This is a genomic window from Paenibacillus foliorum (assembly GCF_013141765.1).
In the GTDB taxonomy this organism is placed as follows: Bacteria; Bacillota; Bacilli; order Paenibacillales; family NBRC-103111; genus Paenibacillus_S; species Paenibacillus_S foliorum.
On the sequence record NZ_WHOD01000121.1, the window covers coordinates 1 to 13,226 of the forward strand.

Genomic DNA, 13,226 nt, shown 5'->3' on the forward strand with positions numbered 1-13,226 from the left:
TCTTGACCTTTTCCTCCACCTTTACCCTTGCCTTGCTCTTGGCCTTTTCCTTTACCTTTACCCTTGCCTTGCTCTGGGCCTTTTCCTTCACCCCCAAGAGATTTCAGCACCCCTTGAATTACGAACACGTCAGGTCCATTCGCACCTTTACCGACCGCCCAGCTGACATTAGGCATACACAATAATAATGCTATTGCCAGCAGCATCGTGCCAAGGTATCTTCCCACTAACCACCTTGATTTTGAGTGTGATCCGCGGGACTTCCAATTCCAATCCTTCATTTCAAACAAACACCATCCTTATAATAAAATTGTTTTGACACAACCCTTACTATTCCCAACTTTTCATTTTCATTCTGTCAATTTTGGACAATCTTTTCTCGTGAGAAGAAGACGCATCTGCACTTCCACACAAGAAAAAAGCCGCCCCCTACTCGATAACACGAGAAGGAAAGCAGCAATCGTAATTACATTATACCTACCTATAGCTTCAAGCTTCTAGAATGCCCAGTTTCCTTTTTGAAATACAGGCTCTTCAGCACCTTCAGCTGTAACCCCGTATATGTCCATTTCACCGGAACCAATCATAAAATCTACATGAGTGATGCTGGTATTAAGCCCTTTGGCTTTCAGCTCTTCCTGCGATAGCTTTTTTCCGTCCTTTAGGCAAAAAGCATAGGCGCTGCCAATTGCCAAATGATTGGAGGCATTTTCGTCAAAAAGTGTATTGTAATAAAGGATATTAGACTCGGAGATTGGGGATCGATGGGGTACAAGAGCCACCTCACCCAAATAATGCGAGCCTTCATCTATCTCAATCAAGCCCTTCAACGTTTCTTCCCCCTGAGCCGCGGAAACATTGACAATACGCCCATTCTCAAACGTAAGCGTAAACCCATCAATAATATTGCCTCCATAGCTTAGAGGCTTGGTACTGGATACTTTGCCGTTCACTCCGCCAGCAGATGGTGCGGTGAACACTTCCTCCGTCGGCATGTTCGCCACAAATGAATGACCTTGCTCATCAATACTGTCAGCAGCCACCCAAATATGTCCCTCAGGCAATTCAATCGTCAGATCAGTTCCGGGAGCCCGATAGTGCAGCTTCTTGTATTTCTTGGCGTTGAGGTAATCCGATTTGCTGTTCAGGCTTTGGACATGTTTCTCCCATGCAGTGATAGGATCAGCCTGATCGACTCGTACTGTTTTAAAAATAGCATCCCAGAGCTTCGCCACACGCTCCTCCTCAGGCAGCTCAGGAAACACCTTCGCAGCCCAATTCTTCGAGGGAGCCGCAATCACGCACCAGCTGAATTTGTCCGATTGTAAATATTGCCGATACTTAGCCATCGCTTTGCCGTATGTTTTCTGGTAATTGACAATCCGATCCTGAGGTATTCCTTTAAGAAGGTCAGGGTCTGAAGATACTATACTAATAACCGCGGCGCCTTTCTCGACTAGCTCCAGCATTTCTCCAGCATACCACTTGGGCTCCTCCAAGAATGACTCATCCGCCGCCAGATCATACCGCAAGCGGGATACCGTATCATCGGTCCAATTGACCTTGACCAGGTAAGCGCCGGCTTCATAAGCTTTTTTCACGATCAACCGAACTAGCTCGGCCGCATCAATGGAGCCGTTAACGACCAAAGTCTGGCCCTTGTGAATATTGACACCTATTTTGACGACCAACTCGGCATAGCTGCTCAGCAGTTGTTGGAATTCCGACATTGTGATCCCTCCAATAAGTACTTAGTTTCTCTTTATTTTATAGCAACAAAGTCATGAATTCAAAACTAGGAAGCCAAGTAGTCTGTCCAATGATTGATTTTCGTAATCTCCCATCGTATCCTGAAAAAACTTGGTCCTTAGAATTTTACTATAGTATATCTGTATACGGACACAATTAGACATACTTAAGGTATAATAGATGTATCTTATACCATCCAATACGAGGAATCGAAATGACCGAAACACAGCGTATCAATTGTATAAAATGCCAGCATTTCTATGTCACTTGGGATCCCAAGTTTCCCAAAGGGTGTAAAGCTTTTGGATTTAAATCGCATACAATGCCGAGTCAAACCGTTCTGTCTTCATCAGGCAAGCCTTGTATGAACTTTGAACCCAAGGAAATCCCCAAGACTTGAGCTTTACAAAATAGGTATAACCGCTCGCCACTCCATCAGCCAGCAGTCCCGCTTCTCCCCTTCATGCCATTCTTGCTCAGGCAGCAGCTTCACTTTGCGGAAACCGCTTTTTTCATAACAGGCAATGGCTCGCTCATTCCATGCTTGCGGATCCATAACAACGCGGCTGACCTGATGCTCCTCCTCCAAATAGCGAAGCATCGAGCTCATTAACTGCTTGCCGATTCCACGGTTCCAATAGTCAGGCTCACCAATGAACTGATCGGTACCAAATACTCGTGTACCATCCGACTCCTCCAATCTGAAGTACCGTATCCCTTCATCGTCCAGCAAATAAAATTGGATGTATCCGATTGGATGCCCATCATATTCCAAAATACTTCTGAACAAACGGTCCTCCTCAGGGTAAAAATGGTCCTGCACCATTTCCGGGGTATGCGCCCGGTCCCGTCCATCATAATAGCGGAGTACTTCCGGATCATTCAGCCACTTATGAAGCAGCGAAGCATCAGACTCGGTTAGTCTGCGTACAGTGAGCGGATTGCTCCGGTATCTAATAGGGCTCTCGCCCTTAGTTACATATTCCATCAGAAACTTACGGTCCTCAGGGTAAGTCAGCTTGAGCTCTTCGATCTCATTGGCCGATTTCCACTGAATATCATAAATCAGACCGTCAGGGTCATGCAGCGTCGGCACGCCTCCCTCCACTTGAGTCTCGTAATACTTAACCTTGTAAACCGTTCCTCTGCTAACACCGCTTTTTTCATGCAAATAGCTGCCCACCTGAACCTTATAGCCTGTCTCCTCCCAGACCTCACGTGCACAACAGGCTTCATACGATTCATCGCTGTTTGCGCCTCCTGATGGGACAGACCACCGCTTCTCTTCATCCGCTCTCCCCTGCAGCACCATGAGCAGCTGCTTGTTTTCATTCACACAAATGGCTGCCGCGCCTCTCCAAATATTCATAAAATCTACCGTCCCCTTTTCCGCAAATATAGGATGATTTCATTATACTACCAGAGCCCATTAGTTTTCAGCGATACAATTTTCTTAATAACCATTCATTATTTTCCATTTTCGTCCAATCGTTAGTAAGATGAAGATGAACCTATTTCTTACAAATAATTGAGGTGCATAAAATGAACATTACAATAAGACCCCTAGAAGTTCCAGGCGACTATGAGAGAATGGCTGAGCTGCTTAATACCATCTTCTCGGAGCCAACGTGGGCGGAGCGATTAGAGGAAGATGACCGCAAAATGTACAAGCAAGGCAAGCCAACCTACGATGAGAACGGCAAGCTGACCGGATACGACCGGATTCGTTTAGCTGCACTGTCACCGGACGGACTCATGATTGGATATGCCAACAGCTGGCGGGCTCCTTGGACCGAAGCAGGCACCCTGCATCATACACTGGTTGTAGACCCAAAGTTTCGCAACAAAGGGGTAGGCGCTGCACTTGTGGGGGCTTTAGAGCAATGGGCCCATGAGATGAAGGCATCGGAGCTAGTGGTCAATGTAGCCGACCATGATGAAGCTTCCCTCGCATTTGCTCAAAAACGCGGGTACCTAACAGCCCGACATGCATTTAAATCCATCCTCAAGCCTGCCGAATTTGTGGAAGCGTCAGAAGGAGATGATGAGCTGCGGCTCATTTCGGAAGGAATCCGTTTTTTCACCCTGCTGGAGGAGCCTGGAGAGGAAAGCGAATTAAAGCTGTACCACCTGTATAAACAGGCCGCAGCCGATATTCCAGGAAACCGCGAAAGCTATCCGAACGTAGCTGAGTGGAAAAAATGGTTTCTCCATATGGAGGGATACCGCCCAGAGCTCGTGCTCATTGCGGCAGATGGCGACAAGTACGTTGGTGTCGTACATCTATTGCATAACGAGAAAACCTCCGGTATGTATCACGAGTTTACCGGAGTCGACAGGGAATACCGCGGCAGACACATCGCCTCAGCACTCAAAATTAGAGCAATCCGTTTATCCAAGCTGCTCAATGCCCCCTACATGAGTACACATAACGATTCAGCAAACGCGCCTATGCTCGCCATTAACCGCAACCGTTTAGGCTACATCGCCTCTCCAGGCAACTACCGGATGATCAAAGAGCTTCGCTCCGACTAGGTGCAGGTCAGAGTTTGGTGCTGCTCCATACAACTGCAACTGATATAAAGAAATACAGGGCTGCAGCTGAGAGAACATTTCTCAGCCGCAGCCCTGCCCATATGTTACCTGAATGCTATTTCAAGCTCTTAACAATAACGGTGACCGCTTCCGCCCGAGTAGCAAGATTCTGCGGCTTGAAGCTGCCGTCAGAATACCCGGCTATGACTCCCTTCTCTTGTACCGCTGCCACAGCACTTTGAGCCCAGCCAGATATTTGCCCGCTGTCAGTGAACGACACGGCTCCCGTACCCGGTTTGATCCCTGCTGCACGCGTAACCATCAATGCCATCTGCTCGCGTGTAATAGAATCATCCGGTCCGAAGCGATCTACACTATAGCCGGTAACGATCCCTGCTGAAACTGCCTTGGCAATCGCATCTGAAGCCCAATGAGTTTTCGTATCTGCAAACGATTGACCCTCACTTTTCTCCAGCTTGAATGCTTTTACCAGAATTGCGACAAACTCTGCCCTTGTGATCCTGCTATTAGGCTTAAAGCTGTTGTCAGAATACCCATTAATCGCACCAAGGGAGACAAGCCGTTGAATGGACTGCTCTGCCCAATGTCCGGATATATCTGTCAGGTTAACAACAGATTTCACTGCTGCTTCGTCAGCTTTGGCAGTAGCCAATACGGCAAATTTCGTGAAATGCATGGTATCCCCGCTGACCTTCCCGTTGGTCAAATCGACTTTGATGTTATCCAGTTTAATCCACTTTTTCGTATTTTCGTTGAACCAGTATACGGCCAACTCAACCTTGCTAGGATCGATAGTTGATTTATCAAAAGGCAAGGTGATCGTAACGAGCTTGTTGAAGTTCCCGTCTTTGTCCTTTGTGATGGAGAACACTTCGCTTACCAGCTTAGTACCCGCTTCAACTGGCGTAGCCGATGTATCCTTCAATGGTTCAACTGTGACTTTAAAGTTGCCATCCATTACACCAGCCGGGAATTGAATGTCCACACCCTTAATGGAGTCAGTTCCTCCCTTGGAAGCGTTAATGGTAATCGTGTTGCCAGGGTTAGAGCTCGCGTTTCCTTCTGAAGTCGTCGAATGACCACTATTACCTCTCACTGCCGGTTTGACAATTACTGTACGCGTAACCTCAACGGCTGCATTCCCTGCAAGATCCTTCACGTTATATTGCAGAGTATACGTTCCTATAACTCCCGTATTCACGGTTCCCGTTATAACGACATCCCCGGCGATTCCAACGTTATCCGTTGCAGTAGCACCCAGCTCCGTATAGGTTCCGCCTACCGTCAGACTCACACTCGCTTCTCCGTTCAACTTGATAACCGGTAAAATCGTATCTACGATATGCACCGTTACCGTGGAAACATCGGAATCCTCAATGCCGTCATTTGCTTTGAACGTAAATGTATCCATACCGAAGGCACCCTGTTTCGGCGTATACGTAACCGATCCGTACACATAATTCGTAATCGTTCCGGTTACTTGATCTGTAACCGATCCATATATACGGTCTGTAACCACTGCATTGCCTTTCTTCCCATTGCTTACGATACTGTAAGTCAGCGGATCTCCAATCGCATCGCTTGCAGTCAAAGTACCAACTACAGCGGTATTTGCCGGAGTGGTTAGCTCTGAATTTCCTGCTACAGGTTTATCGTTCGGAATATCTAAAAGTCCGCCTCCCACTCGGGTTTTCTCAATATTCTGAACAGCAGCGGCACCTAGACGTTCCTCCAGCTGCTTGAGGTACAAGCTTTGAGTCAACACAGGCTGATCGTATTGATCCCAGAAAGCATCGGTTCTCGGACGAAGATCATCGCTATTCGGAAGAAACGGCTTAGCTTTCGTTCCTTTATGACCGATCACGTAGTTCTGAGCTGTAGGCGGCTGCTGCGCCGAGAGAAGACCCTCGGAGTTCCATGCCACATAGTTAGCACCTGACCATCCATGCCCACTGCCTAACCATCCGCGATCTACAATGGCCATCGAAGCCTTCACATTATCGTAAAGTCCGCCTACAGACCAACGGTGATGCGGTTCACTTGTCGAGTGTTCGATTTTCGCTTCGCTATTAAGGAATACATTCGGACCCTGAACGCGGCTATCTACTAAAAAGGCATGCCTAGCAGTTTCCGTATATATCCTTTGCACAAGAGCCAATTGGCCTGACAAACTAATGCCATACCGATTCCCACCGACAATGACACTCACCATATCAAGAACCTTGGAATCCTGCACAGTAACCCATTTCGCTGACCGTCCGACCGTAACCAAGCTGTGACCCAAATGATAGGCGGTAACATCTCTCATCCATGCGTTCTTCACGCTGTCCAGTGCAGCGAAGATCCACGCGTGATTATCGTCCGAATAATAGGTCTGGCCGTTTAACGTTGGGGTTACCGATCCTGATAATATGGCGGTTTTACTTTTATCGAATTCGGAATCGACGCGCATATTTTCGATACCCACCTGCTCAATCCGGTCGGTGTCATCGTATTTGATTAACAGGGCACCGCCCCATCGGCGTTCTATCGAATTGGCAATCGGAGCATCGACGGTGACGACATTGCCTTCAATCCCCGTGATGATCCGGTCAAAATTCAAATCAAATGGCGGCCACTGCTGGGTAGCATCTCCTGCGCCCGGTCTATCGACAATTTGATCCATCTCGATGTTGTGTATCCAGCGATCATTACCTATACGGCTGACCATTATCTTATCTCCGACTTTAAACTGCCCCGCGGCTTCCAGATGGAAGGAACGAGCACCCGAAGGAACAAATAGATCCGTCACTGGAGTCGCCGTTTCTTGAAGAAGCTGAGGGCCGGATGCGCCACCAACGGTCAAAACTGTTCTTTTTACTTTACCGGTAGCAAACAATATCGTTCCGTCTTCACCCTGGCCTTCACCTCTAAGCACCACGCCGCTTGCTTTGATGGTAAGCGGGCCGCCAACCTCATATTTACCTTTCTTAAGCAAAACCGCTCCACGGAAGCCATCGGCAGACAAAGGCATCGCGGATACTTGATTAATTGCGTCCTGGATGCGTTGGGTATCATCCCCTTCGCCAGGCTCAATTGCCACTCGTGCCTGAACATCAGGCAGCTTGACCCCGCCGCCCATATAACCAGCGTTCGAGAAGTCAATAATTCGGTTGCCTTTATAGTCAGACACATAATCGAGATTGCCGTCCGCACCTGGGAATGCGATGCTGCTTTGGCCGGTACGGTTTACTAATGGATCCAATACGGTGAAATAGAAGGAGTCATAAACGAGCGGCTTCCCTTCCTCTTTCACCTTCAGGCGAATTTGGTATAGCCCTGGCTGCTGAGCGATACCGGGGATTTGAATCTGCTTAGCCGTACCGGATAACATAACCGTTTCCGGCAATGGAACGATAGTTTGATTGGAATTAAGCACGACCTCTCCGCTTATTGTTACGTTCTTATACACATTGACCGTAACGGAGGGATAGGAGTCACCTTGACTCAGCAAGGCTGGCTGGCCGATTTCTTGCTTCATTGTCGGGTGGTTCAGCACGGCATTGACAACAAGAACAGCAGGATCGTAAACATCCAGCAAAACTCGCGTTGTCTGGCTCACGCCATTTAACGAAGCCGTGCCTATTATTTGCGAAACCCCTGCTTGCAGCGCCACAACCTTGCCAGTCGGATCAACTGAAGCAACGGTCGGCTTAGAACTGGTCAGGTTAACTGTAGCTGTAGAAAGATTCGCCGGGGTCCCGTTTTTCATCTCCCCATTTAAACCTAATTGCAAAACATCGTTGGTGCTCATCGAAATAGCTTCATCGGATAGATAAATACGGTTCGGAGGGCTGGAAAAATAAACACTTTTCAAAACATTATCATTCAGCTGAGGACCATGGCTATAATAAACCGCAAATTCGTTTATTTGGAAATTCGGGTCTAAGGCTGCTGTATTATTTAACGAAATAGTAAGCTTGATATATCTCCCCGTTACTTCAGGAAATGTTGCCGCTTGATCCGGGGTAGAACCGGGCGTTACGGACTGGTCATAGGCCACGGACCAACTGCTTCCGTTAGTCGAGTATTCGATCTTGTAGCCAGTCATGCTGACAGGATTTTCTTTAAAATCCAAATCAAATTGATCAAACTTTTCATTATTGCCCAGATCGATCTGGAGCCAGACCTTTTGATCATCCCTGCGATCCGCACTCGTAGGCTGCCAATAGGTGGCTGTATCCCCGTCTATTGCCTTGTCCGCACGTCCAGCTGCTATATCCGAGCTTTTGGTGTACGCTTTGTTCTTCACCAAATTCGCGGTTGCTGCATTCGCCGTATCCGTCTGGAAAACCAATCCCGCAGGCAAGCATAACGTTACGGTAAGAACCAAAATAAGCCATGCACTAATGGTTTGTTTATATTTCATTCTATTTTTCTCCTTAGAGTTTCCCATATTTTTGTAAGCGTTATCATTAAGCGTGGGTGGTACTCCTGTACCGGTTTCGTGCTTCCTTCTATGAACCCTAACCGTAATTATGATTCTGCAAGATTCTATTTGGTTTCAGATTCATAAACCGTCATAGTTGAAAGACTTTCACGGTACTTGCCTGGAGTAACCCCTTCATTTTTTTTGAATACGCGTATAAAAGCCAAATCATTCGTGTAACCGACCATTTGTGCAATTTGCAGATTCGTCAAAGCTTTGTTTTCCATAAGCAGCTTTGCCTGATCGATACGAATTTTAGAAATATAGTCCGTTATATTTTTCCCGCTTGCTTTTTTGAAAAAGGTGGATAGGTACTGCGGCGTCTTCCCGCAATGATTGGAAATCATAGCAAGGCCGAGATTCGGATCCGTGAATTGACCATCGATAAACCGCTTGATGTCAGCGAGCAGCTGGTCGCTATGATCACTTCGCTCAGACTGCAGCAGTCTAGTCAGATGCTCATAAAACCGTTTCGTTTTCACATGCATCTCTTGGGCTGTATTACATCCCTGTAGCTGCTTAATCGGATCGAATACGCCTGCCTCTTCCATCCCGCCGTAGCCGGTATTTGTGGCATTCATAATTTTAAGCAAGGTACTCACCATATTGAAAAAAATACAGGTTCCGAGTTCTGGCGTTAATTGGTTCGAAGAGAAATTCAGTTCGTAAATAGTGTCGAGCAGCTTCTCAACGCTTTCAAAATCTCCGCTTTTCACCAGGTTCATCAGCTGTGCTTCCGTTTCGATCGGATAATGATAGTGCAGCTCGGCCTCCTTAATGTCATCGAAACAAATAATGACGCTTTGTCCCATGAGCATTTTGTAATCTAATGCTGCGAGAGCTTCCTCGTAGCCTTCACCAATCTCCTCAAGACTTTCATGAACCTTGCTGATAGCTACGGTAAGGATCACTTTGAATCGGGTTTCGATGATATGCTTAAGTGAGCTGGCTATAAATTTAAGCTCGGCAGCTGCTTTCCCATGCCCATCGCTATCAAGGTTGATCAGCACCGCTAACCGATCGCGGTCCAGATCGACCATGTACCCGATGTGACGTTCATTCAGCAGATCCATGCCGATATTCGTAATAATAAACCGGATAAGGGCCCACTGTTTTTCTGATTGGTTAGGGGTAAAGCCTGAAGCATCGTCAACCTGAATCACTAGTACAGCATAAGAGCTGTAGACAAACGGTGATATGTCCATGAATCCGAGCGACTCCTCAGAGTTGTTCTGGCTTAGATCGACTTGTCCCCGAATTAAACGGGATAAGAAATTCGCCCTCATTACTGGAGCTTGCTGAGAGAGTATTCCCCGCAGCTGTTTCTCCTCGACAAGCGAGCCCTCGATTGATTCCCTTATAAACTCATATTCATCCCCCGAAGGACGTTTCACGGTCCGTTTGCCCTGCATAATGGCATTGACCATATTTTTGATAGGGCTATAGTTCCGGTAGGCAGCCAGATAAGCGAATCCAGCTCCAGCTATAAGGCATAATATAAATAACCAGAACGCCGTCATTTTAATTCCATTAACCGGCTTCATATAGAGATCCTTCGGCATCACCGAAATATATTTCCATCCAGCCTGACTGGTGCTTGTATAGGAAACCATCATGTCCTTCCCATTCAAGATATAGTTGAACAAACCCGTCCCACTCGTCATTTGGGCATAGAAATCATCAGATAACGTATATTCATCCGAGGTGCTCAAGATCAACTTCTGTTTGTCATCAACAATATAAAGAGAGCTTTGATTCGCCTCCTCAATCTGTTTCAGCCGGTCTTTAATCTGCTCTTCGTCAAGGAGAATGACTAGACTGCCTCGAATATTCGAAATTTCGCGGACGGGTAGCGACTGCACATAAGTGATGACGTTGATCGGCATTCTGTCTTGATTGTTCATCATTCCCATCCCCCCGTCTCGCAGCAGCGTAGCGGTAGGGAGGAAATTCATGTTGTGATAGCTTCCGAGCAGCTCCTTGCTCCACTGCTCGTAGCTCATATCCTCGTATTTGTAATACCGATCATAAAAGGTTTTGGAATCCGTTCGCATCGAAGGCGATAGGATGGTATCACTGCCTTGAAAGTACACGTAATAGTCTTTGATAAAACCGCTGTCTATTTTTTGATAGGTCTTTAGGTAACGTATAAATTCAATTTCATTGTACCTGTCCTCCGAGCTGTCCTTGTTTAACAACAGGTCAATCTTCGGGTTAAAAATGATTTGCTGGGCTAATTGATGGACTTCCTTGAATTGATTATCCATCGTCAGGCGCAGCTGCTCCAGCATAGCCAAGTTAGAGCGGTTTGCGTTGGCAATCATGATCTGTTCCACCTTGGTGTACAGAACGAATCCGATCACCAAGGGCAGCAGCAAAATCACTATATTCGAAATTAACATGCTGATAAACACACTGCGGTTATTGAGCCTCTTATTTATAAGGAGATTTCTAACATAAGGCAGCATAGTAAGATAACCTCCTCGAAATAGGGCTCCAACCTTATAGCGGAAGTTCCAAAAGTCTCCTTTTGAACATTCATTTATCGCGCAAGCCCTTACAGTTTAATAGTAATTTGTAGTATATTCATTCCTTAATAGCCCCAATCATAATTCCTTTAACGAAATACTTTTGCAGGAATGGGTAGAGGACCAGAATGGGTAAAGTGGAGACAATGATCGTAGCGTACTTAATCGTTTCTCCCACATCAATTTTGTCCAAGGTAGAAGCGCCAGTCATCATGCTGTCTGTATTGTTGTTAACCAGAATCTCCCGTAAAATCAGCTGGAGCGGATAGAGCTCCCGATCACGCAAGTAGATTAACGCGCTGAAATAGGAATTCCAGTGACCTACTGCATACCACAGAACCATAACGGCGATAACCGGCATCGACAGTGGGATTATGACACGGAATAATATCGTAAAATCGTTCGCACCGTCCATTCGAGCTGACTCCTCAAGGCTGATAGGCACCTGCTGAAAGGCAGTACGCATAATAATCAGGTTAAATGTGCTGATAGCACCCGGAATAATTAACGCCCATGGCGTGTTCAGCAGGCCCAAATTGCCTACAACTAGATAAGTTGGGATCAGGCCCCCGTGAAACACCATCGTGAAGACGATAGCAAACATGATGAAATCCTTGAAATATACGTTCCTTCTGGAAAGCGCATAAGCGCCTATTGCAGTCATAAGCAAGTTGACCGCGGTTCCAGCGACTACATAGAATATAGTATTTTGATAGCCTGTGCTAATCATCGGATTATCTAAAACCGCTTTATAAGCTTCCAATGTGAACCCCAGCGGGATGAGCAGCAACCCTCTGTGCATAGCAACTCTCGCGGGATCACTTAGCGAAGCGAACAGGACATAGAGAAATGGATACATAGTAATAAAACAAAGAATTATCATCATAATGGAATTAAGAATGCCAAATACCTTTTCACCTGAGCTAAGTCTCAAGATTGCTCCCCCCTTACCATAGCTTATTCTCACTGAAGCGTTTGCTGATGCTATTCGCACTAACGATTAGGATGAAGGAGATAACGGAGTTAAACAAGCCGACTGCCGCTGTATAGCTGTAGCTGGCCTCCAAAATCCCTTTACGATAAACATAAGTAGAAATAACATCCGCGGTAGAATACGTCGACGGATTATACATCAACAGTACTTTTTCACTACCTACGCTCAGCATAGAGCCCATGTTAAGGATCAGCAAAATGATAATAGTCGGCATGATGCCAGGGAGAGTAATGTGCAAGGTCTGCTTCCACCTGCCCGCTCCATCCATTTTGGCGGCTTCGTACAGGGTTGGATCGATGTTGGCCATAGCAGCCAAATAAATAATGGATCCCCATCCAATCCCTTGCCAAACGCCAGAAGAAACGAAGAGGAATCGGAACCATTCCGGCTCACGCAGGAATGCGATGGACTCAAAACCGAAGATAACGAGCAATTGATTAATCAAGCCGTCTCGGGCTAGAAAATCAACCATCATCCCTACAACGACAACGATGGATATAAAGTGAGGCAAATATGAAATCGTCTGAACAATCCTCTTGAACATATTACTGCGAATCTCATTTAAAAGTAAAGCCAGAATAATCGCAGCTGGGAAAGCAAACAGGAGCTCATATATATTGATGAGCAGTGTATTTTTTATCAATCTCCAGAAATAAAATCCATTGAAAAATTCAATAAAATGTTGAAATCCAATCCATTCGCTTCCCCAGATTCCGAGACCTGGGCTAAAGTCTTTGAAAGCAATCTGCAAACCATACATAGGTGCATAGTGGAAAACCCCATAATAGGCTAACACCGGCAGCAGCATAATATAAATGTACTTATTTTTCTTTAAGTCCTTTAGTATAAAGACCAATTTGCTTTCCTTCTCTCGGGACCTTCCCCGGGGATTGGCGGTAAGCTCATTCTCCATCATCGCCATATAGTCCAC

General features: G+C 46.3%; 7 protein-coding genes and 1 pseudogene. 1 reads left to right on the top strand and 7 read right to left on the bottom strand.

Annotated features, from left to right (window positions below; genetic code table 11):
• From GC093_RS31715 to GC093_RS36735, 3 genes and pseudogenes are all read right to left on the bottom strand, one after another.
• A pseudogene (locus GC093_RS31715) lies at positions 1–227 on the bottom strand (hypothetical protein); the annotation flags it as partial.
• A 270-nt stretch (positions 228–497) separates the two neighbouring features.
• On the bottom strand, positions 498–1,730 hold the full coding sequence (locus GC093_RS31720) for an aminopeptidase (protein WP_171655960.1): 1,233 nt from the start codon (positions 1,728–1,730) through the stop codon (positions 498–500).
• A 422-nt stretch (positions 1,731–2,152) separates the two neighbouring features.
• Positions 2,153–3,118, bottom strand: coding sequence for a GNAT family N-acetyltransferase (locus GC093_RS36735; protein WP_312886651.1), 966 nt, complete (start codon positions 3,116–3,118; stop codon positions 2,153–2,155).
• Positions 3,119–3,291: 173 nt separating this feature from the next.
• On the opposite strand from GC093_RS36735, the gene GC093_RS31730 reads away from it, so the two are divergent.
• A complete protein-coding gene (locus GC093_RS31730) occupies positions 3,292–4,284 on the top strand; it encodes a GNAT family N-acetyltransferase (RefSeq protein ID WP_171655961.1) in 993 nt (330 codons plus the stop codon).
• A 115-nt stretch (positions 4,285–4,399) separates the two neighbouring features.
• Here the strand turns inward: GC093_RS31730 and GC093_RS31735 are convergent, their stop codons facing one another.
• The 4 genes from GC093_RS31735 to GC093_RS31750 form a co-directional block, all read right to left on the bottom strand.
• Positions 4,400–8,713 carry an S-layer homology domain-containing protein gene (locus GC093_RS31735; protein ID WP_171655962.1) on the bottom strand — a complete coding sequence of 1,438 codons (4,314 nt, stop codon included), beginning with the start codon at positions 8,711–8,713 and terminating at the stop codon, positions 4,400–4,402.
• Between the two features lie 125 nt (positions 8,714–8,838).
• Positions 8,839–11,241: a helix-turn-helix domain-containing protein gene (locus tag GC093_RS31740; protein WP_246315756.1), complete on the bottom strand. Its 2,403-nt coding sequence runs from the start codon at positions 11,239–11,241 to the stop codon at positions 8,839–8,841.
• A gap of 118 nt (positions 11,242–11,359) precedes the next feature.
• Positions 11,360–12,187 carry a carbohydrate ABC transporter permease gene (locus GC093_RS31745; protein WP_171656088.1) on the bottom strand — a complete coding sequence of 276 codons (828 nt, stop codon included), beginning with the start codon at positions 12,185–12,187 and terminating at the stop codon, positions 11,360–11,362.
• A gap of 61 nt (positions 12,188–12,248) precedes the next feature.
• Positions 12,249–13,217, bottom strand: coding sequence for an ABC transporter permease (locus GC093_RS31750; RefSeq protein WP_171656089.1), 969 nt, complete (start codon positions 13,215–13,217; stop codon positions 12,249–12,251).
• Positions 13,218–13,226: the final 9 nt, after the last annotated feature.